We start from the raw sequence: 20,547 nt of genomic DNA, 5'->3' as shown, positions 1-20,547 counted from the left end.
TTGTTAATTTTTTCGAGCTCCTTTTATAAAAAGTGGAGTCAAAATAAGTGAAAGTAAAATTCCTGAAATTATCGAAACAATAATATTTCCGTATGCTTTAAAATCAAGACCGCTTAAAAACCGAATTGTAATAATTAAGCTTGTAAAAAGTATAAGATAAACCCAATATAATTTATTTGCTAAAGTTGTCGAAGTGTTATCTTTTGGAAGTTTTGATATTGCAAATACTATCACTATTGCTCCGATTAAACTGCTTAAATGCTGTGCTATTTTTAAAACGGGAATTTTTATATCAAAAAGAGAAACAGAATTTCTAAGTTCAGAAATATGATTCACAAAATAACCGTGATCGTGTGTAAAACCATCCCAGAAAATATGTGATACAATACCAATTATTATAGAAATTAATACAACAATCCAATTAGTTTTAAAATAATTGTTCCAGTTAAAATCAGAAAAGGTTGAAATTCTGGATTTAATAATCAGTGGTAAATTATGGTATAAATCGTTTCGTACAATATTGTGAAAGATAAAAGTAAGTAATATTGCTAATGGCAGATCAAACCAAAATATTCCGTAAAGTGTATGGCTGTAAATACTTTGAACTTTCATCCGAATAAAATATTCAAAATCTGGTGTCAAGCTTCCGATTATAAGTCCAGTTAATGAAAAATAATTTTTAGGTAAATATCTTAACGGTAAAATTATTGCAGGATGAGAAAAAGTAAAAGGCATTCAGTTTAAATAGAATTAAGGTTTTGTATGAGGTTAAAATTAAGATTAATAAATCAAGCAGAAAACATATTTCCTTAATCTCTTAATTTTAAAATAGAAGCAAAAAAAAGCAGAACCTAAGTTCTGCTTTTTAATATTTATTATTCTAGTTCAGTTTTTATTGTTATTGGGAGATTGTAAGCGGTTCTCACTGCTTTTCCGTTTAGCATTCCCGGAGTCCATTTTGTTTTTAATGATTTTAATACTCTAATTGCTTCTTTACCCATTCCGTAACCCGGATCTCTTTTTACTTCGATGTCAGTCATTGAACCGTCTCTTTCAATTACGAAAGAAACATATACTTTTAATGTTTTTTCTGCATCTAATTCAGGTCTGTTGAAATTATTTCCCACGAAAGTGTAGAACTTATTAATTCCTCCAGGAAATTCCGGCAATTTGTCTAATGCGGAAACAATTACAGGAACCTCTGGATTCACTGATGGTGTTATTACTATTTCTGGGCCGTTACCACCAGGTAATACATTATTACTAGGAGTTCCGTTTCCTGGCGTAGCATTGTCAACAGTAGGACCATTTTGTTTATTAGTTGCAATTTCCGGTGTAGCCTCAGTTGGTGCAGCAACCACAGGATGTGTTAACTGAACTACTTCAGTAACAGGTGCAGTTTTTTGTGGAGGCGCAACTGGTTTTGGCGGTTCTACTACGTTCGGGTGAATGTCAACTTTTGTTGGGTGAATTGGAATATCAGGAGCGGTTGGTACCGTCTCTACGATAGTCCCGCCTCTTAATTTATTAATCAACATCGAACCAGTTCCAATGCTTGCCAATAATAGCAATCCTGCAAATAGTGCTGTAACGGTAGTTTTAGAATTTTCCTGACGTAATTGATACGCGCCGTACTCTTTGTTTTTGTTTTCGAAAACTAGGTCAGTCCAAGTGGTTTCGTAGATGTTTGATTTAGACATGATTTTTGGATTTTAAGGTTAAGTAACTTTAAATCATAAGCAATTGGGTTTTGGTTTTAGCTAACAACGTAGGGATTGTTATTTTAGTATATGAATAATTTATTTTTTTAAGAATAAATACGATTATATTTTATTATTTACCTAAAGATAATAAATTATCTATTACGTTCAATGATTTCTGCTAATAATTTTTTGGCACGAAGTAATTTTACTTTTACGTTGCTCAAAGGCTCGTCAATCTTGACAGCGATTTCCTGATAAGTCATTTCCTGAAAGTAACGTAACTGGATTACTTCTTGATAGTGGGGTTTTAATTCTTTGATGCAAAGAAGCAATCGGGAGAGGTTTTGCTCTTTAATTAAAGCATCTTCAGCAGATGGAGTAGGGTCAGCAATATTGTAAGCCTGCTGATCGTCGGCGTCAGTGATTTCTATAAAAAGATTAGTTTTCTTTTTTCGAAGTAAATCAATGTACACATTTTTTGCAATTGCAATTAACCAGGTATTGAATTGAAATTCAGAATTGTATGTGGCTATTTTGTCAAAAGCTTTTGAGAAAGTCTCAATGGTAATATCTTCGGCAGTAGTTTCGTTTTCGGTACGTTTTAACATGAAGCCATAAACCTCATTCCAGTAATAATCTAATAAAAAAGTAAAGGCGATCTGGTCGCCTTTTTTTGCTTTTTCTATTTTAGAATTTATTTCCAATGTACAGGTTTTGAAAAGATATTAGTTATAAAGATATTAATTTGCGTGAATATAAGCACGATTTCTACAATAGGAAACCAAATTTTAAGATCATTTTCTTTTAATTTCCCCGCAGAAAATCCAATTACTGTCCAAACAATAGTGTAACGTGTCGCTAAAATAGCCAACACAGCTATCCATTGAAATTGGAAAGCCAATAAAACAATAACTAATATAAAGAATAATAATTGTGTGCAGAAGAATAAACCCAATTGCATTTTATCAAAAAACTTATAATATTCTGCTGTAGAAGTATGTCTTCTTTTTTGGGTAAACCATTCTTTATAAGTTTCCTTTGGTTTTGAATAAGTAAAACTTTCCGGAGTATAAGAAATTGCAGTGTTTTCTTTGGTTGCAGCCTGATTAATGAACAAATCATCATCGCCGGAACGAACCTGAATGTGATCTATAAAACCATTAACATTAAAAAATTCTTCTTTTTTATAAGCAAGATTTCGTCCAACTCCCATATATGGAAGACCCAATTTTGCCCACGAAAAATATTGCACTGCTGTTAAAACAGTTTCAAAACGAATTACTTTATTTAATAATGAACGCTCGATTTTTTCATAACCACCATAACCCAAAACAATAGTTTTGTTCATTGTGAATTGTGAAGTCATTGCAGTGATCCAGTTTTTTGAAGTTGGATAACAATCAGCATCAGTAAATAATAAGTACTCTTTTCTTGATGCTTTAATTCCTAATGTTAAGGCGTATTTTTTATTTCCCCAAAAGGCTTCATTATTTTGTACTTTAACCAAGCGAATGTTCGGGTATTGTTGTTCAAATTCTTCAAAAGCTTCTAATGTTTCATCGCTTGAAGCATCGTCAATTAAAACAATTTCAAAATCAGGATAATCTTGTTCTGCTAATAATGGAATGAATTTTTTAACGTTTTCTTCTTCATTTTTAGCACATACAATTACTGAAACAGGAAGATTTTTTGATGTAATTTCTTGAGGTTTACCAAAGGCAAATTTTCCAAAAATTCCTAAATAATAGAAAACCTGAATAAAAACAATAGCAATAAAGAAGTAAAGTAAAGTTATAAGCATCTGATTTTAATGTCTTTTAATTTCTAAATCTTGCGAGTGCAAATGTACTTATGAATTCCTAGATTTCAATGGCTAAAGCCGATTTACTTTCGGCATTTCGACATTTCTTTCGCAACAGCAATAGCCTGAGGGTTTTCGCTTTTTTCTAACTCCGAAATTATATTTTTATAATTATGATCGTCTCTGTTTTGAGATAGTTTTTTGGTGGCTTGAATCTCGTCGATTTCAATTTCAAAACCAAAGATTCCTCTGGCTTCGCGCATTGTTTTTGCTGATAAATCTTCAACACGAACGGGATTTACAGAATTGGCTTCGTATTTATCAACCAATTTTTTAAGCTGTTCTATAGTAGTTTCCTGGTCAACAATTTTAATTCGTCCATAAACATGTACGGCTATATAATTCCATGTTGGAACATTTTCATGATCGTACCAAGACGAAGAAATATAACTATGCGGTCCTGTAAATACTGCTAAAACCTGATCGTTTTCTGTAAAACCTTCTGCTTGCGGATTAAGTTTAGAAAGATGTCCTTGCAGAATTTCTTTTCCGTCAGCATTCACTTCAAGCTCAATTGGAATATGTGTTGCGCATAATTTTCCGTGAGTTTGATTGATCAGAATTCCAAAACTATTTTCTTTCAAAAAAGTTCTGATAGATTCCGGATCTTCGTCTTTGTATATTTTAGGTGTGTACATTGCTTCGGGTAATGAAATTTATTTTAGAGATTTTCCAAGACAAATAGCTTCTGGTCGATCTTTATATTTTCCGTAATTCGGAATTGTGTTATATTCTTGTTTTTGGTAAAACTGAATTGCTTCCAGATTTTTTACTCGTGTTTCCAGAATCAAATCAGTATATCCAATTGTTTTGGCTTTTTCTTCTAAAAATGCTAAAATTGTTTGCCCGATTTTCTTGCCGGGAAATTTTGAATACATTCGTTTTACTTCACCAATTGTATCATTAATTGGTCTGATGGCGCCACAACCAATAACTTCATCTTCAAGTTCGGCTATAACAAAGACAAATTTGGGATTGTTATATTGCCAATCTGTAAACGAATTATTTCCGTCGCTTCCAAAACGAAGATAGAGATTTATGGACAATTCTTCGATAATTGCAGCGACTTTTTCATCACTTGGATTTGCTGTTTTTATAGAAGGTATTTGTGCCATTTTTTTAATTTGAGACTAAGTCTTTTCTGGAACTAAACCAATTTGGATGAACACTGAGCCATAGAATTGCAAGTCCCATTAAAGTAAAAAGAACTCCTCCAACAATAAATTGTACGGTAATATCATCAGAAAATGCAGATGTAAAAGAGTGAAATAAACGAGAGAAAACTCCTCTTCTAAAAAACTTAAGCCTTATAATGATATACATTACTATAGCAACTATAATCGAGTTTAGTGACGAAAATTTATGTTTCCAATTCAGGAAAGAAATTGCAAAAATCCCAATTAATAAACCAAGGAATATCCAGATATAGATACTTGGCCAAAAATCAAATATAATTTCTTTGGTTGGGAATAATTCATTCCAGCAATCTGTTTTTTGACCTTGAAAATGTTTTATAGCACAAATATATTGTTCGGCTACGGAGTAATATCGTAATTGTAATATGCCATGAATCAGGAAAATCATTCCAGACAATTGTATTAAAATTACAAAGAAATTAATTTTTTTCATTTAGAAATTAAAGGATTTTATGCTTGTTTTTAAATGACATTAACTTCTGCTTCAATATGAATTCCGAAAGTTTCAAAAACGGTTTTTTGAACATCTCTCGAAACGGCTAAAATTTCTTGTCCGGTTGCGTTTCCGTAATTTACCAAAACCAAAGCTTGATTTTTGTGAACTCCCGCATCACCAAAACGTTTTCCTTTAAATCCCGCTTGTTCAATTAACCAGCCAGCCGGAACTTTTACTTCAGTTTCTGAAACTTCATAATATTTCATTTCAGGGAATTTAGCATGAATTTTTTCGAAATCAGATTTCAATAAAATAGGATTTTTAAAGAAACTTCCGCTATTTCCTAATTCTTTTGGATCCGGTAATTTGCTTTGTCTGATTGCGATTACTGCATTACTTACATCTTTTAAAGTTGGATTTGTAATGTTGTTTTTAGCCAATTCAGCCGTAATATCTCCGTAAGAAGTATTGATTTTATGATTGCGTTTGGTCAATTTATAAACTACAGAAGTAATTATAAATTGATCTTTAACTTCATTTTTAAAGATGCTTTCACGATATCCAAAATTACATTCGACATTAGAGAAAGTTTTTATTTCCTGCGATTCAATATTCATCGCTTCACACGAAACAAAAGTGTCTTTTATCTCCGTTCCGTATGCGCCAATATTCTGAACTGGCGTTGTACCGACATTTCCGGGAATTAGAGACATGTTTTCTAAACCTCCAAAATTATTGTCGATAGTCCACAATACGAAATCGTGCCAGGTTTCGCCCGCTTGACTTTCAACCCAAACAAAATCGTCATCTTCTTTAATGATTTTTTTGCCTTTTAAATCAATATGAATCACCAAAGCATCAATGTCTTTAGTAAGAAGCATATTGCTTCCGCCTCCTAAAATAAATTTCTTCTCGTTTTTATTTTCCTCTAGAATTGTTTTCAATTCGGCAACTGAATGCACTGCAACAAATTGTTTGGCTTTGGCTTCAATGCCAAAAGTATTGTAGTTTTTTAAAGAAAAATTGGATTGGATTTCCATAAATAAAAGGCTTTTGGATCCCGAAATGCAGGGATATTTCTGGGCTCAAAAGTACGGATTATAATTTATTTGAGTTAGATTTTGATAAATTATGAGGTAGAAATTTTAATTCGCTTTATCGAACTTTATAAAAGATTTACTTAATGAAAACTTTTCAATTTCGTAATTCAATTTTTATATTCTTTTTCTGATATGAATCTTTTCTTTTGTATGTTTGATTCCCCAAATTAACGAAACCAAATAAATGAAAGCTGTCTTTAAAACATTGTTTTTTATAATTATAATTTTTCAATTCATTAGTTGTAATAATTCCAAAAAGGAAATTGCATTAAAAACTGAAGTTTATAAAGATTCTGATAAAGAGACAGAAATTGTAGAAAATGATCCTGTAAAAGAGGAGTTTTCTTTTCCTAATGATAGTGCTTTGCCAGTTAAAATTATTCGTTTGGAAACCTTTCATTCTGATGAAATTCAGGAGAATTATAATAAGAAGGTTTGGTTTGGACTTTTTAAAAACAAGGACAATTATTCACTTGCCGAAACTACAGTATCTTTTAAACGAGTAAACGATCCAATACTTGATGAAACGGACGAAGAGAAAACCGGTTGGGAAGTTAGCGCTCAAGCAAAAGATTCTTGTTTGATTTTAATTGAAAAACTTCCTTATTTTATTGACGGAAATATATCAAGCGTCAAAATACCTGAAAGTATTTATCCGGAAGAGAGTTTTAAATTCAGCTACAAAAACGTTGAGTACACTTTATTCGCTACAGGCAAAAAGAAAAAAGAACAACAAGATTCAGATTGGATTGTAGTTTCGAATTATAAATTATACCTAAAAACGGTTGTTAACGGTAAAGAAACTACAGAACTTCTGGTTGCAAAGAAAAATTTTGATGACCAAATGATTAAAATAATATTTGCCGGAGATCTTGATGACGACAACAAATTAGATTTAATTATTGATACAGCAAGTCATTACAATGTTTCGAGTCCAACATTATATTTGTCAAAACCTGCCGAAAAAGGAAAAGCAATTAAACCAGTTGGAGTTTTTGTTACCGTAGGATGTTAATTATTATAGACTTTAGTTTATAGCGGCAATAAATCGTTGCATTTCTTTTAAGGTTCCTATCGTAATTCTGGTCCATTTTCCGTTTTCTTCATAGATTCTCGTTCCCATTATATTATGACTTTCTAATTGTTTGAAATAATCTTTTTTATAATTTTCTAAAGAGAAATAAACAAAATTTGAATAAGACGGAATGCACTCCAGATTAAGTTTGGTAAGTTGTTCTATCGTATATTTTTTCACCTCTTCATTTGAAGTGTAAACTTGTCTAACGAAATTTTCATCGTTTAAAGATGCAATTGCAGCTGTCGCCGATACAACGCTGACAGACATATTTGGTGAAGATTTAAAATTGTTGATTTCATCTATTGTAGCGGAATGCGCAACAGCATAACCAACGCGAGCGCCTGCCAAACCATACATTTTTGAGAATGTTTTGGTGATAATCACATTTTTATTTTCGATAACAAGATTTGTTAAAGATTGTTCTTTTGTGAAATCTATATAAGCTTCATCAACAAAAACGATTACTTTTTTTGAAGCTTCATTTATAAAAGAAACCAATTCTTCTCTATTGCAGATTGTTCCTGTTGGATTATTTGGATTGCAGATATAAATCATTTTAGTTTCTGAATCAATAGCTTTCAACATGGCAGGTAAATCATGTTTTTTGTCTTTGGTTAATGGAACCGTTATTTTCTTAAGTCCTAATTTTTCATAAGGAGCGGTCCAATAATCAAAAGTGGTTTCGGCCATTATAAAATTCTCTTTTTTGGATGCCGTGTATTGAAGTACTAAATCTAAAATTTCAGTTGAACCCGCGCCTAATGTAATATTGTTATCCGAAACATTATTTTTCTTAGCAATTAGCGTAATTAATTCAGGCCAAAGAGTCCAGCCATAGCGATTACTGGTATTGATACTTTTTGCCATTGCAGCGCGTGCTAACGGAGATGGACCGTAAGGGTTTTCATTTGATCTGAGTAATATTGGAGAATTGTCTAAATCAGGTAAAATGTATTCTTCTGTAGGACTTGCAAATGCATCAAGCTGACAAAATCCTAATCCTATAGTTCCTAATCCTATTTGTTTTAGCCAATTTCTTCTGTTATTCATCTCTTTTAGATTAAATTAAACAATTCAGTATAATAGTATGTCGTTGAAATAGGAGGAAAGTTACGAGGTATTTTTAGATTTTCTTTTTGTAAGTTTGAATGAATTATAATGATGTAATTATATCTAAATTAATCATGAAGAACAATCTTGTGTTTTTATTTCTAAGTATATTCTTTTCAGTGTTTTCTAATGCTCAAACAAATATATACGGAATTTGGAATGTTAATAAGATAATTGGAGTTGGAGATTGTAAAAAATATGCTCTAATCGCAGAAAAGCAGTTCTCGTATGGTAATAATGTGAGGTTGAATTTAGATGGAACATTCGAAAGTAGATATTCAGCTCCTTGCGGCAATGATTGTTTTACATCTTCTTCAGGAAGATTTATAATGATTGATGATGCTCATATTCGTTTTATTGTAGCTGATATTCATTTTAGCGGTTGGTGTGGCGAACAGTTAAAATCAGAATCAGATTTGAATAGAGATTTAGGGATTTTTTATATTTATAAAGATTCAAAATCAATTCGATTAATCGAAAGCAATGGAATTTTAGAAGATGATGAAAATAAGGTTTTATACAATAAACTGATGAATTCTTTTGATTGGAGATCGTATGATTTTGTTTGGAATAATACAAAAGGAAACAATCAGGAAGAAATCATAAAAGATTGTATTGATCCTAAAAAACTAATTGATTTGTCTAATTGCAAAGTTGTCTTTTCAAAAAAGGAAAAATACGGTGATGTTATTCTTGTACAAGAAAACAGCAAATTTCACTTTGTGATTTATGATGATTTTAAAAAGAAAGTTTCTTTGGCTTATCCGCGATAAAATTAAAAAAAAGTTACGTTTTGGTTCTAACGTAAAAGGGTTTTATTCCAATTAGAATTGATCGTCAAAGTCCTTCTGTTCTCTTAAATGTGATGCTATTATACAGCCAATAACAAAACCACTTACAAGTCCTCCAACGTGCGCTGCATTATCAATATTTCCAAATAATCCCATTAATAAATTGTAGCCCACAAATATTGCACTGAAAACTAAATAAGCTTTGTTTACTAGTGCCGAAAAAACTTTTCGAAGCGATAACGCAATAAAAAGTCCATAAAGCCCAAAAATTGCTCCTGATGCTCCAACGCTTACAGTTGCGTCATGCCACCAAATACTCGCCAGACTTGCAAAAAATCCTGTAACGAGATATATTAAAAGGTATTTTGTTTTTCCTAAAACGGGTTCCAAAAATAAACCAACAATATAAAGACCAAACATATTTGAGACTAAATGCATTATACCGCCATGCAAAAAGACAGATGTAAGTAATCTCCACCATTGTCCGTCTTCGACAAAAGGTCTGAAGTTTGCGCCCCAATCAAGCAGATCTTTTCCTTTAAAAGTAAAAAGTCCAAAACCTGTACAAACCATTAAAATGAAAACGAATAAGTTGAGGTTAATTAAAATTGGAGTGATGTAAAAATCTTCTCTTGGCACTAAAAAATCAAAAGTATTTTTCAGACTTTCTAATTTTGATTTTTTTTCAATTTTAAGGTTTCTGAAACTTTGTGGTTTCAGTTTGGTGAAAAATATTAGAATAAACCAAAATAAAAGGCCAATTCCTAAAGAACCTAAAACCCATTCGAGTTTTTTACCGTTTCGGTTTTTAAAAGGTTCGTCGTGTGCGATTAATAAAAAGGGTTTATTAAGATCGTAATGCGTATTTTGTTCGATTGCCGAATTAAAATTATCATGATCTTCGGTGTTTCCTACTAGTTCTAAATAAGTAAATTGATTAAAATCGGTATCATTAAATTCCTTTTCAGTTCTTGCAGCAAAATCCTTGAATTTAATCTGTTTTTCGCCATTAGATAAACTATTGCTTATTTCTTCGGAGTATCTTTTTCCTAGCCAATATTTACATTCATGTCTGGAAGTTTCCTTGGATGTTTCTAAAATGGGCATTGCTACATATATAAGCATATTAAAACGTTCGTTGTTTTTTCCGGTTGCTTCGCCAGTGTTTAGAACGCCAATATTCTTTTTGTCAATATAGAATTTTTGTAAAGTATAATATTTTGTCTTTTCATGTTTTGGAATCTCAGAAATAGTATCAAGAGGAGTCAGTTTTCCAGTTGCTGTAATCAAATATTCTTGCGCGATCATAGTTGGAATTATGATTACTACGACTGCCATTAAATGAAAGAAAAAAGATTTATTATCATCTTTAAATTTTAAGTTCTTTAATCTTGGTCTTAAAAAAAGGTAAACAAGAATACATGGAATACCACAAGGAAACCAAAATTTTAAAAACATTTCCTTAGCGGGAAATAATTCAAATTTGATAAATAAAAACCAATGCAGGAAAGTATAAATAGAAATAAAACTAATTGCAATTATTAAAAAAGGCAAGTAAATTAATTTGATTTTTTCTAAAAGATCTTTCATTTTAAAATATAAAAAAGGTTGCTTTGATTGGTTTAATTGAGGAAGTTAATTAGAATATTGGTTTAGTAACTCATGATATTTATCTGCAATAATCTTCATATTGATATCATAATTCGCATTTTCTTCTACAAACTTTCTGTTTTGCAAAATAGCATTATTTCGGGATTCGGGATTTTCGAAAGACCAAATAAGTTCTTCGGTAAGCATTTCGATATTATCGATTTCAATTAATTGTCCGTTTTTGCGATGTTTAATCCAGCTTTGATTTCCAGGAATGTCTGAAACTACAGGATAACAATTGCAAGCCATTGCTTCAAATAAAGAAGCCGAAACGCCTTCGGTAATTGGCATACTAATATAAATATTCGATTGTTGTAATAATTTAGGAAGCTCAGTATTTGGGATTTTTCCTGTGAAAATCACTTTGTTTTCGATTTGTAATTCTTTTGCTAAATCTTTCAAAAATTGCAATCTTGTTCCGTCGCCAACAATAGTCAATGAAAAGTCAATTCCTTTTTGGTTAAGAATCGCAAAAGCTTTCAAAATAGAATCATGGCGATATTCGGGTTGCAAAGAACGAGTTACAATCGCTTCAATTTTGCTTGAATTATTTATCGAAGGAGAAAAAAGCGATAAGTCAATTCCTTTCGGGATAACCAAAACTTTATTCATATCAACGCCAATTTCTTTCATAGAAATCGTCATAACCGGACCCCAAGCATGAATTAAATCGGCTTTTTTGAAAGCATATTTCTGAATGATTTTCTTAAAAGGAAGTAAAACAGAACCGTCCGGCCATAAATCAGTTCGGCCTTGTTGCGCAATTGCAATTGGATGCATTCCTGAAATCGCAGCAAGAAAACCATAACTTGTGGTTCTTTCTGCAATAATCATATCCGGTTTATGTTCCCGAATAGTTTTTCGAATAGAAATAGGAGAGAAGATGTATTCTAAAATACGTTTGAATCGATTGATTTTCGAATTATTTGGCGTTTGAAGTTCCCAAGTACAGATTTCAAAATCTCCAAATTCCTTCAAACCCTTCATCCACGTAATCGCGTCTGCACGATAAGATTCTCCCAGAAAAAGTATTTTTCTCTTCATTAATAGTTTTTTTTCGCCACGAATTCACGAATGAATTTTAAATAATTCGTGAATTCGTGGCGATAATTCTTTTTAGATTTTTTTTACAAATTTCACAAATTTCCACTAATTAATTCGTGCTATTTCGTGAAATTCGTGGCGAAAAAAACTATTTTAAAATTCGTCAGTATCTAAAGCACGATTGATAAATTCGTTCAATGGTTTTAAGGCGATTAATTTCTTGCTTATTTTGGAAACAAAATCTTTTTGCGTCACTTCGGAAATATCATATTTTTGAGTTGCTGTAAAACTTTTTAGTTTCAAAAACTCAATTGCTGGATGTTCTTTTTCGTAACCTCTTGGTGGATTTTTAAGTGAATTATTTTCGTCAAAATCTAAATTTCCAAATTCTTTCTTGAAGTTTTTATCTGCTAAAATAGCTTCTAAATCATCATGGAAAAAAGCAATTTCTTTACGAACTTTTTTCAATTGATCCGGATCTGGAGAGTAAAATCCTCCGGCAATAAAACTGGCGCCTTTTTCTATATGTACATAATACCCGGAACGATTTTGACCTTTTGCGCCAGATGACATCCAAACGCCCAAATGTGCTTTATAAGGAGATTTGTCTTTAGAAAAACGAATGTCACGATTGATTCTGAAAGTACAATTTTTAACTTCCAATAATTCTAATGACGGATCAAGAGGCTTCATTGCATCCAGAAAATCACTAACCAATTGATGGTAATCTTTTTTGAAAACTTCGTATCGTTTTTTATTCTCCTGAAACCAATCTCTGTTGTTGTTCTTTTTTAAATCGTCTAAAAATTGCAATGATTCTTTAGTTAGCATATTCGTTATATTATTGCAGTTGTTTTTTTAAGTCTTTTTCGGTGATAAAACCAATATTTTTCCATTGTACAGCTTTGTTTTCGTATAAAACCATAGTTGGAAGTTGGTCAATTTTTAGTTGAGTTGCCAAAGTTTTGTTTTTGTCCACATCAACACGAATGATAACCACTTTGTCGGCCATTTCTTTTTGCATTTTCAAAAGATACGGTTCCATTTGTTTGCATGGACCACACCATTCTGCATAGAAATCAACCAGAACTTTTTTGTCTGAATTTAATAAATCATTAAAATCATTCATCGTCATTCCCACTTGAGCCGTCGAAGGTTTTGATAATCCTTCTGCATTCCATTTCATGATTCCGCCTTCTAATTCATAAACATTGGTAAAACCTAATTCATTTAGTTTTGCGGCAGCTTTTTTACTTCTTCCGCCACTTAAACAATATACAAAAACAGGTTTCGATTTATCGTAAGAAGCTGCTTTTTCGGCAAAATCTTCACTGTTCCAGTTTACATTTGCGGCATTGTCAATATGTTCAGATTCGAATTCTTCAGGAGTTCGAACGTCAAGTATTTGAGGATTCTCGGTTGTTTTGATTTTTTCTGCAAAATCTTTCGGAGCAATCTCCTTAAAAGAATTGTCTTTCTTTTCATTACAGGAAATCAGTACAACGGAAACTATTAGGAATAAAATTTTAGAAAATTTCATAAGACTGAATTTTAAAATATAGAATTGCTAAAGTAATGATTTTTCAATTTTTGAGTTCATAATAGAAAGTGAAAAAAAAAGGTTTGTTGGGATTAAAGGTTTCTCGCCACGAATTGCACGAATTAGCACGAATTTTTTAAATAACTGTTCGCTGTTCAGCTTTGACAAAGTTTTGAACTTTGTCAAAGCTAAAATCCTTAGCTATTATTTTAGACAAAGACAATTAGTGAAAATTAGTGAAATTCGTGGCAAAAAAAAATCACCCTAAATTAAACATCTTATAAGTCTGATGTGTCGATTTTACTATCGCTTCGGTACGTTCCGGATGTGTATCTGAGATAAAAAGCTGACCAAAAGTTTCGCTATTTACCATTTCGATAATTTTGGCAACGCGATTTTCATCTAATTTGTCAAAAATATCATCAAATAATAATAACGGTTTTACGCCGCTTTGTTTTTTTAGAAATTCGAATTGTGCTAATTTCAAAGCAATCAGAAAAGATTTCTGCTGACCTTGTGATCCAAATTTCTTTATTGGATGCGAATCAATTTCAAATGACAAATCATCTTTATGAATTCCGACACTTGTATATTGCAGCGCGCGATCTTTATTAATGTTCTCCTTTAATAATGTCAATAAATCTTTTTCGAACAAATTACTTTCATAAACCAATTGCACTGTTTCCTCAGATCCTGTTATGGCTTGGTGATGTACATTAAATATAGGTATGAATTGTTCCAGAAAATCTTTTCTTTTTTCGAAAATCGATTGTCCAAAACTATTTAGTTGTTCATTATATATAGATAAGGTATCATTATCGAAAACATGATTCAGCGCAAAATATTTAAGCAAAGCATTTCGCTGTACAATTATTTTCTGATATTGAATAAGTTGATGTAAATAAGTGGAATCTAATTGCGAAATCACGCTATCCATGAATTTACGTCGCGTTTCACTTCCTTCAACAATTAAATCACGATCTGCGGGAGAAATAATTACAAGCGGAATAAACCCAATATGATCGGAGAATTTATCGTAAGCTTTTCCGTTTCTTTTTAAAATTTTCTTTTGTCCTTTTTTTAAACTGCAAACGATTTGTTCTGTTCTTTCATTTTTCTCTAATTCGGCGTCGATTACAAAAAACTCTTCTCCGTGTTTGATGTTTTGAACCGCCAACGGATTAAAATAACTTTTTCCATAAGCCAAATGATAAATTGCATCAAGAACATTGGTTTTCCCAATTCCGTTTTTGCCCACAAAACAATTGATCTTGTGGTCAAAATCAAAACTGATTTCAGAGAAATTTTTATAATTGAATAAAGAAATTTTGTTTAAATGCATTGTTTTTGAAACTGTAATGATAAAAGTTGACGTTTCCAGATTATGACTTTATCCTGCAGATTAGGTTTTTCTGCCACAGATTAAAAGATTAAAAAGGATTTTGTTCCGCAAATTTAATTCAATAAATGCTTAATCTGCGAGATTCTGCAAAATCTGTTTTTAAAAATTACTTTTTCAGCATTTGAGAGTTTGAGTTGGTCTGAAAATAATTAGGATAAAAATTATCGAAACAATAGACTTTTCGGGCATTTCGAGATGAATTATTTCCTCTGAAATACTAAATAAGTTACTGTTTAGTGAATTATTTTTTTAAAATGGATATAAATTTGCTTTTTTTTGCTTTAGTTTCAATAAAAATTTTATTTTTGCCGTTCACTAAATTAAATTGAAATGGCAACTTATAATAAAAGAGGATATAAAACACCAAAAGAAAAGGAAGTTAAAGATGTTGTTACAGAAGAACAACAAGTAATCATTGACGAGAAGGATAGTACAACGGCTGGTGTGTTCTCAAAATTAGATGAAACCGCTTCAAAAACTGAGGATTGGGTTGCTAAAAATCAAAAAATCATTATTGGTTTAGTTGCTGGTATTGCAGTTGCAACTATTGGATATTTGGCTTACCAAAAATTTATTGAAGCTCCAAAACAAAATGAAGCTGCAAGCGAAATGTTTGTTGCGCAACAAAATTTTGAAAAAGCGACAAATGGTGTAGCAAGTGATTCATTATACAAATTGGCTTTGAATGGTTCTGAAGGTAAATTCGGATTCGTTAAAATTGCTGATGAATATTCTGGAACTGATGCAGGAAATTTAGCAAACTACTATGCTGGTATTGCTTCTTTGAACATTGGTAAATATGATGACGCTATTAAATACTTAGGAGAATTTAAATCAAAAGAAGCTATCGTTGGAGCTTTGGCAATTGGTGCAATTGGAGATGCTTATTCTCAAAAGAACCAACAAAAAGAAGCTTTAGACTATTATGTAAAAGCTGCTGAATCTAATAAAAATGATTTCACAACGCCTCGTTTCTTATTAAAAGCAGGTAAGACAGCTTTGGCTTTAGGTCAAAAAGAAGATGCTATCAAGTACTTAACAGATATTAAAGAAAACTACGATGCAACTCCAGAAGCAGCTTCTGTTGATGTATTGATTGGATTAGCACAATAAAAATTTTAGACTTTAGATTTAAGATTGTAGATTTGTATTTAAGAATCTAAATTCTAAAATCAAAAATTTAAAATATCACTGATGGCTACTGAAAATAAAAACTTATCAGAATACGATAAAAACACGATCCCAAATGCGAAAGACTTTCGATTTGGGATTGTTGTTTCTGAGTGGAACGAAACCATAACAGAAGGACTTTATAATGGCGCTTTTGATGCCTTAGTTGATTGCGATGTACCACAGCAACAAATTATTCGTTGGAATGTTCCGGGAAGTTTTGAGCTGATTTACGGAGCAAAGAAAATGTTGCAAACGCAAAATGTAGATGCAGTTATTGTAATTGGATGTGTAATTCAAGGAGAAACTAAACATTTTGATTTTGTGTGCGAAGGTGTAACGCAAGGAATTAAAGATTTGAATGTTCAAACTGATATTCCGGTTATTTTTTGTGTTTTAACAGATAATAACATGCAACAATCTATTGACAGAAGTGGAGGAATTCACGGAAACAAAGGAACCGAGGCGGCAATTGCAGCTATAAAAATGGCATATATTCGTCAACAAGCTTCAATGTCACATCCGTTTCACCAACCATTATTGTCTACAGGTGCGCTTCAAATCGAAGATAAACCAAGAAAAATCGAGAACGAATAAAACACAAATGTTTTAAAAATACTAAAACCTATACTGTGTAAAAATAGTATAGGTTTTTTTGTTTTTTTTATGATAGCTGTTATTCTAAAACCCAACAGAAATTCATTAAATTTGTACACCATGGTTTTTAAAAATCATGAATAAATTAATAATATTATCCTGAGATTTTTACAGATAAAATCTTGTTAAAATTCAGGAACAACCTTTAACCCAAATTTTTTAATGTCGAGTATAATTCAATTACTTCCTGATCACGTTGCTAATCAAATTGCTGCTGGAGAAGTGGTTCAAAGACCAGCTTCAGTTGTAAAAGAGCTATTAGAAAATGCTGTTGATGCAAAAGCAACTGATATTAAATTGATCATTAAAGACGCTGGAAAATCATTGGTTCAGGTGATCGATAATGGTATGGGAATGAATGTTACCGACGCTCGTTTGTGTTTTGAGCGCCACGCAACTTCAAAAATACGTCAGGCCGAAGATTTATTTTCACTTGCTACCAAAGGTTTTCGTGGAGAAGCATTGGCTTCTATTGCCGCAATTGCGCACATGGAAATGAAAACCAAACAAGATCAGGACGAACTTGGGACTCATATTATAATCGAAGGAAGTAAATTTGTTTCGCAGGAAGTTGCTGTTTTACCTAAAGGAACCTCATTTGCGGTTAAAAATTTATTTTTTAATATTCCGGCACGTCGTAACTTCTTAAAATCAGATACAGTTGAATTTCGTCATGTTATGGATGAATTTCAGCGAGTAGCTTTGGCGCATCCAAATATTCATTTTACATTTTATCATAACGGAAGCGAAATGTATAATTTGCCGGCAGCAGGTTATCGTCAACGAATTGTTGGGATAATGTCGGGTAAAACCAATGAGAAACTAGTTCCAGTTAATGAAGATACAGAAATTATAAACGTTCAGGGATTTGTTTGCAAACCTGAATTTGCTAAGAAAAGCCGAGGCGAACAATTCTTTTTTGTAAACGATCGTTTTATTAAAAGCGGTTATTTGCATCACGCAGTAATGGCAGCTTATGATGGACTTTTGAAAGACGGTTCTCAGCCAAGTTATTTCTTGTATTTGCAAGTTCCGCCAAACACAATTGATATCAATATTCATCCAACTAAAACAGAAATTAAGTTTGATGATGAACAGGCATTATACGCTATTTTAAGAGCTTCGATAAAACATAGTTTAGGACAGTTTAATGTTGCGCCGGTTTTAGATTTTGATCGCGATGCAAATTTAGATACACCGTATCATTATAAAGATTTAGAAGCCGAAACACCAACAATTCAGGTTGATGGCACTTTTAACCCGTTTACGGATGATAAAACAAATCAGCATTATTCTAAATCAAGTTCAGGTTCCGGTTCAGGATCTGGATCAAGTTCCGGTTCGAGCTATAGTTCCGGATCAAATTCTAATTCCTATTCAGGAGGATATTCTAAACGAGTAGAACCAACGGCAAGCTGGGAAAGTTTGTATGTAGGATTAGAAACAGAAAGTATCGAAAGTTCGCCTTTTACATTCGAAAATGAAGAAGTTACTTCGTCACTTTTTAATGATGATGAGATAGAACAAGCAACTCAGGGAACGTATCAAATTCATAAAAAATATATAGTTTCGCCGATAAAATCAGGAATGGTTATTGTTGATCAGCAACGTGCGCATCAACGTATTTTATACGAGCAATTTTTGTTGAATATGACCGTTAATCAAGCATCAAGTCAGCAATTATTGTTTCCGCTAAATTTGTTTTATTCGTCAGGCGAAATGGAATTAATCGAAGAGTTGAAACCTTCGCTTGAAACAACAGGTTTTGTTTTTGATGAAGCTCAAACAGATCATATTGTGATTTCGGGAATTCCTGTAAATATTACAGAAAGCGAAGTTTCATTGGTAATAGAACAATTATTAAGTGATTTGCAAGACGGAATTCCGGCTAATAGTTACAGTCAGAATGATACGATTGCAAAATCTATGGCGAAGAGTTTAGCGGTTAAAACCGGATCTTATTTAACCGAAAAAGAGCAAGATAATTTGGTAAACGGATTGTTTGCCTGTAAAGATCCAAATATTTCACCTTTTCAAAAACCTACATTCATCACCATGCGTGTTGAAGATATAGATAAAAAGTTTGCCTTATGATGAACATAACTCCCGTAGTAAAACAATTATTGATAATTAATATTATATTTTTTATTGGTTCTCAATTGGTACCAGTTTCAGAGCAATTTTTTGCACTTTTTTTTCCTGAAAGCGACTTTTTTAGATTATGGCAGCCTTTAACGCATATGTTTATGCATGGAGGTATTTTGCATATTGCTTTCAATATGATAGCTATGGTTTCGTTTGGATCTGCTTTAGAGCATTTTTGGGGCGGTAAAAAATTTATTTTCTTTTATATTTCTTGTGGTTTAGGTGCTGCTTTATTGCAAATAGGTGTGAATTATTTACAGTTTCAGTCAGCGTTGGAACCAGTAAAAAGTTTAGGTTTATCGGATGCAACTTTACATCAAATATTAAATGTGAATTTTAGTGATGGCGTAGGTTTTAGATCTGATTTATTTTTTGAACAAATCAAACCAATATTAGAGAAGGCTGGAAAGACAAATCTTGATGAGGCTGGATTTAAAGGATTGTTTGATGCTTCTGTAATTACTCAGGTTCCAATGGTAGGAGCATCAGGTGCTATTTATGGACTTTTGGTAGCTTTTGCTTTTATGTTTCCAAATGCGGAATTAGCTTTAATGTTTATACCAGTTCCTATCAAAGCTAAATATTTTGTTCCGGGTATTATCGCAGTAGATTTATTTTTAGGTTTAAAAGGAGATTCCATATTTGGAGGAGGAGGTACTGGGATTGCTCATTTCGCACATATTGGAGGTGCAGTAGTTGGGTATTTCATGATGTGGTACTGGAAAAAAAATCAGTTTAATCAAAATCGTTGGAATTAATTTTTAACTTTAATATAAAAAATAGAAACTAAAGAAAAGCTTTTATGAATATTCTTGACGATTTAAAACTACAATATAAATTAGGAGGAATCGCAATGCGTCTTATTTACTGGAACATTGCTTGTTTCTTGATTTCGTTAGTGTTTTACCAATTTTCTATCGGTATATTTGCTTTTCCAAACTGGTTGGCATTATCGTCAGATCCTCAAGTTTTCTTATTTAGACCCTGGACATTTTTAACGTATGCATTCTTTCATGATGGATTTTTCCATTTGTTATTTAATATGTTGGTTTTAAATTTTGCCAGTAATTTATTTTTGACATTCTTTACTCAAAAGCAATATTTAGGATTGTACATTTTAGGTGCTATTTTCTCCGGAGTTGCTTTTGCTTTAAGTTTTTACTTTCTGAATTTTGCTGGTTCTATCGTTGGTGCTTCTGCTGCTATTATGGCAATTTTGGTTGCAACAACAACTTATCAGCCTTTGATGAATGTACGTTTAATGTTTTTTGGAAATGTTAAGCTTTGGCATATTACGGCTGTAATTTTGATTTTAGATCTAATGCAGTTTCGTTTGGATAATACCGGCGGACATATTTCGCATTTGGCCGGCGCAATTTTTGGATTTATTTATATAAAGTTGCTTCAAAACGGAACAGATTTGAGCATTATTATTTCCAAAACGCTTGATTTCTTCGCGAATCTATTTAGAAAATCCCCATCGACCCCATTCACAAAAGTTCATAAAAATTACAAAAAACCTACAGAAAAAGTGACGTCCCGAATTGTTACGAAAGACAAAACGCAGCAACAAATCGACGAAATTTTAGATAAGATTAGCCAGTCCGGTTATGATTGTCTGACAAAAGAAGAAAAAGAGTTTTTATTTAAAGCTGGAAAATAAT

General features: G+C 32.0%; 21 protein-coding genes. 7 read left to right on the top strand and 14 right to left on the bottom strand.

Annotated features, from left to right (window positions below):
* Positions 1 to 3: 3 nt before the first annotated feature.
* From WN975_RS15250 to murB, 8 genes are all read right to left on the bottom strand, one after another.
* Positions 4 to 735 (bottom strand): DUF4184 family protein, encoded by a 732-nt coding sequence (locus WN975_RS15250; protein WP_337967284.1) that lies wholly within the window; start codon positions 733 to 735, stop codon positions 4 to 6.
* Between the two features lie 140 nt (positions 736 to 875).
* Positions 876 to 1,700, bottom strand: a complete 825-nt coding sequence (locus WN975_RS15245) for an energy transducer TonB (RefSeq protein ID WP_337967283.1) — start codon at positions 1,698 to 1,700, stop codon at positions 876 to 878.
* A 155-nt stretch (positions 1,701 to 1,855) separates the two neighbouring features.
* On the bottom strand, positions 1,856 to 2,407 hold the full coding sequence (locus WN975_RS15240; protein ID WP_099709419.1) for a sigma-70 family RNA polymerase sigma factor: 552 nt from the start codon (positions 2,405 to 2,407) through the stop codon (positions 1,856 to 1,858).
* Positions 2,398 to 3,504 (bottom strand): glycosyltransferase, encoded by a 1,107-nt coding sequence (locus WN975_RS15235; protein ID WP_337967282.1) that lies wholly within the window; start codon positions 3,502 to 3,504, stop codon positions 2,398 to 2,400. Before WN975_RS15235 ends, WN975_RS15240 begins: the two co-directional genes overlap by 10 nt.
* Positions 3,505 to 3,587: 83 nt before the next feature.
* Positions 3,588 to 4,202, bottom strand: coding sequence for an FMN-binding negative transcriptional regulator (locus WN975_RS15230; protein ID WP_337967281.1), 615 nt, complete (start codon positions 4,200 to 4,202; stop codon positions 3,588 to 3,590).
* Between the two features lie 18 nt (positions 4,203 to 4,220).
* Positions 4,221 to 4,679, bottom strand: coding sequence for a GNAT family N-acetyltransferase (locus WN975_RS15225; RefSeq protein ID WP_337967280.1), 459 nt, complete (start codon positions 4,677 to 4,679; stop codon positions 4,221 to 4,223).
* Between the two features lie 4 nt (positions 4,680 to 4,683).
* Positions 4,684 to 5,193 (bottom strand): hypothetical protein, encoded by a 510-nt coding sequence (locus tag WN975_RS15220; protein WP_337967279.1) that lies wholly within the window; start codon positions 5,191 to 5,193, stop codon positions 4,684 to 4,686.
* A 29-nt stretch (positions 5,194 to 5,222) separates the two neighbouring features.
* On the bottom strand, positions 5,223 to 6,236 hold the full coding sequence (murB, locus tag WN975_RS15215; protein ID WP_337967278.1) for a UDP-N-acetylmuramate dehydrogenase: 1,014 nt from the start codon (positions 6,234 to 6,236) through the stop codon (positions 5,223 to 5,225).
* 244 nt (positions 6,237 to 6,480) lie between these two features.
* On the opposite strand from murB, the gene WN975_RS15210 reads away from it, so the two are divergent.
* Entirely contained in the window at positions 6,481 to 7,311 is an 831-nt protein-coding gene (locus tag WN975_RS15210; protein ID WP_337967277.1) for a hypothetical protein, read from the top strand.
* Positions 7,312 to 7,323: 12 nt separating this feature from the next.
* On the opposite strand, the gene hisC is transcribed toward WN975_RS15210, so the two are convergent.
* Positions 7,324 to 8,424, bottom strand: a complete 1,101-nt coding sequence (hisC, locus tag WN975_RS15205) for a histidinol-phosphate transaminase (RefSeq protein ID WP_337967276.1) — start codon at positions 8,422 to 8,424, stop codon at positions 7,324 to 7,326.
* 134 nt (positions 8,425 to 8,558) lie between these two features.
* Between hisC and WN975_RS15200 the strand changes: the two genes are divergently transcribed.
* Positions 8,559 to 9,257 (top strand): hypothetical protein, encoded by a 699-nt coding sequence (locus WN975_RS15200; RefSeq protein ID WP_337967275.1) that lies wholly within the window; start codon positions 8,559 to 8,561, stop codon positions 9,255 to 9,257.
* A gap of 51 nt (positions 9,258 to 9,308) precedes the next feature.
* Here the strand turns inward: WN975_RS15200 and WN975_RS15195 are convergent, their stop codons facing one another.
* The 5 genes from WN975_RS15195 to WN975_RS15175 all read right to left on the bottom strand — a co-directional run bounded on the left by WN975_RS15195 (position 9,309) and on the right by WN975_RS15175 (position 14,851).
* The gene (locus WN975_RS15195) at positions 9,309 to 10,865 is read right to left on the bottom strand and encodes a rhomboid family intramembrane serine protease (protein WP_337967274.1); all 1,557 of its coding nucleotides are present in this window, start codon (positions 10,863 to 10,865) and stop codon (positions 9,309 to 9,311) included.
* A 45-nt stretch (positions 10,866 to 10,910) separates the two neighbouring features.
* Positions 10,911 to 11,969 carry a glycosyltransferase gene (locus tag WN975_RS15190; protein ID WP_337967273.1) on the bottom strand — a complete coding sequence of 353 codons (1,059 nt, stop codon included), beginning with the start codon at positions 11,967 to 11,969 and terminating at the stop codon, positions 10,911 to 10,913.
* 153 nt (positions 11,970 to 12,122) lie between these two features.
* Positions 12,123 to 12,800 carry a DUF2461 domain-containing protein gene (locus tag WN975_RS15185; RefSeq protein WP_337967272.1) on the bottom strand — a complete coding sequence of 226 codons (678 nt, stop codon included), beginning with the start codon at positions 12,798 to 12,800 and terminating at the stop codon, positions 12,123 to 12,125.
* 10 nt (positions 12,801 to 12,810) lie between these two features.
* On the bottom strand, positions 12,811 to 13,509 hold the full coding sequence (locus tag WN975_RS15180; protein ID WP_337967271.1) for a thioredoxin domain-containing protein: 699 nt from the start codon (positions 13,507 to 13,509) through the stop codon (positions 12,811 to 12,813).
* 259 nt (positions 13,510 to 13,768) lie between these two features.
* Entirely contained in the window at positions 13,769 to 14,851 is a 1,083-nt protein-coding gene (locus tag WN975_RS15175) for a DNA replication/repair protein RecF (protein ID WP_337967270.1), read from the bottom strand.
* A gap of 390 nt (positions 14,852 to 15,241) precedes the next feature.
* Here WN975_RS15175 and WN975_RS15170 point away from each other — a divergent pair, with 390 nt between their 5' ends.
* The 5 genes from WN975_RS15170 to WN975_RS15150 all read left to right on the top strand — a co-directional run bounded on the left by WN975_RS15170 (position 15,242) and on the right by WN975_RS15150 (position 20,546).
* Positions 15,242 to 16,024, top strand: coding sequence for a tetratricopeptide repeat protein (locus tag WN975_RS15170; protein ID WP_099709406.1), 783 nt, complete (start codon positions 15,242 to 15,244; stop codon positions 16,022 to 16,024).
* A gap of 81 nt (positions 16,025 to 16,105) precedes the next feature.
* Positions 16,106 to 16,678, top strand: coding sequence for a 6,7-dimethyl-8-ribityllumazine synthase (gene ribH, locus WN975_RS15165; protein ID WP_337967269.1), 573 nt, complete (start codon positions 16,106 to 16,108; stop codon positions 16,676 to 16,678).
* Between the two features lie 222 nt (positions 16,679 to 16,900).
* A complete protein-coding gene (gene mutL / locus WN975_RS15160; protein WP_337967268.1) occupies positions 16,901 to 18,832 on the top strand; it encodes a DNA mismatch repair endonuclease MutL in 1,932 nt (643 codons plus the stop codon).
* Positions 18,829 to 19,641, top strand: coding sequence for a rhomboid family intramembrane serine protease (locus WN975_RS15155; RefSeq protein ID WP_337967267.1), 813 nt, complete (start codon positions 18,829 to 18,831; stop codon positions 19,639 to 19,641). Before mutL ends, WN975_RS15155 begins: the two co-directional genes overlap by 4 nt.
* 44 nt (positions 19,642 to 19,685) lie before the next feature.
* Positions 19,686 to 20,546 (top strand): rhomboid family intramembrane serine protease, encoded by an 861-nt coding sequence (locus WN975_RS15150; protein ID WP_337967266.1) that lies wholly within the window; start codon positions 19,686 to 19,688, stop codon positions 20,544 to 20,546.
* Position 20,547 lies beyond the last annotated feature (1 nt).

Source organism: uncultured Flavobacterium sp. (assembly GCF_951805225.1).
GTDB lineage: Bacteria > Bacteroidota > Bacteroidia > Flavobacteriales > Flavobacteriaceae > Flavobacterium.
This window is presented reverse-complemented; position numbering and strand designations above follow the sequence as displayed.

What these genes read in the sequence shown, in the direction of transcription:
- WN975_RS15250 (WP_337967284.1), bottom strand. Translation starts at nt 735, where the DNA reads ATGCCTTTTACTTTTTCTCATCCTGCAATAATTTTACCGTTAAGATAT.
- WN975_RS15245 (WP_337967283.1), bottom strand. Translation starts at nt 1,700, where the DNA reads ATGTCTAAATCAAACATCTACGAAACCACTTGGACTGACCTAGTTTTC.
- WN975_RS15235 (WP_337967282.1), bottom strand. Translation starts at nt 3,504, where the DNA reads ATGCTTATAACTTTACTTTACTTCTTTATTGCTATTGTTTTTATTCAG.
- WN975_RS15230 (WP_337967281.1), bottom strand. Translation starts at nt 4,202, where the DNA reads ATGTACACACCTAAAATATACAAAGACGAAGATCCGGAATCTATCAGA.
- WN975_RS15225 (WP_337967280.1), bottom strand. Translation starts at nt 4,679, where the DNA reads ATGGCACAAATACCTTCTATAAAAACAGCAAATCCAAGTGATGAAAAA.
- WN975_RS15220 (WP_337967279.1), bottom strand. Translation starts at nt 5,193, where the DNA reads ATGAAAAAAATTAATTTCTTTGTAATTTTAATACAATTGTCTGGAATG.
- murB (WP_337967278.1), bottom strand. Translation starts at nt 6,236, where the DNA reads ATGGAAATCCAATCCAATTTTTCTTTAAAAAACTACAATACTTTTGGC.
- WN975_RS15210 (WP_337967277.1), top strand. Translation starts at nt 6,481, where the DNA reads ATGAAAGCTGTCTTTAAAACATTGTTTTTTATAATTATAATTTTTCAA.
- hisC (WP_337967276.1), bottom strand. Translation starts at nt 8,424, where the DNA reads ATGAATAACAGAAGAAATTGGCTAAAACAAATAGGATTAGGAACTATA.
- WN975_RS15200 (WP_337967275.1), top strand. Translation starts at nt 8,559, where the DNA reads ATGAAGAACAATCTTGTGTTTTTATTTCTAAGTATATTCTTTTCAGTG.
- WN975_RS15195 (WP_337967274.1), bottom strand. Translation starts at nt 10,865, where the DNA reads ATGAAAGATCTTTTAGAAAAAATCAAATTAATTTACTTGCCTTTTTTA.
- WN975_RS15190 (WP_337967273.1), bottom strand. Translation starts at nt 11,969, where the DNA reads ATGAAGAGAAAAATACTTTTTCTGGGAGAATCTTATCGTGCAGACGCG.
- WN975_RS15185 (WP_337967272.1), bottom strand. Translation starts at nt 12,800, where the DNA reads ATGCTAACTAAAGAATCATTGCAATTTTTAGACGATTTAAAAAAGAAC.
- WN975_RS15180 (WP_337967271.1), bottom strand. Translation starts at nt 13,509, where the DNA reads ATGAAATTTTCTAAAATTTTATTCCTAATAGTTTCCGTTGTACTGATT.
- WN975_RS15175 (WP_337967270.1), bottom strand. Translation starts at nt 14,851, where the DNA reads ATGCATTTAAACAAAATTTCTTTATTCAATTATAAAAATTTCTCTGAA.
- WN975_RS15170 (WP_099709406.1), top strand. Translation starts at nt 15,242, where the DNA reads ATGGCAACTTATAATAAAAGAGGATATAAAACACCAAAAGAAAAGGAA.
- ribH (WP_337967269.1), top strand. Translation starts at nt 16,106, where the DNA reads ATGGCTACTGAAAATAAAAACTTATCAGAATACGATAAAAACACGATC.
- mutL (WP_337967268.1), top strand. Translation starts at nt 16,901, where the DNA reads ATGTCGAGTATAATTCAATTACTTCCTGATCACGTTGCTAATCAAATT.
- WN975_RS15155 (WP_337967267.1), top strand. Translation starts at nt 18,829, where the DNA reads ATGATGAACATAACTCCCGTAGTAAAACAATTATTGATAATTAATATT.
- WN975_RS15150 (WP_337967266.1), top strand. Translation starts at nt 19,686, where the DNA reads ATGAATATTCTTGACGATTTAAAACTACAATATAAATTAGGAGGAATC.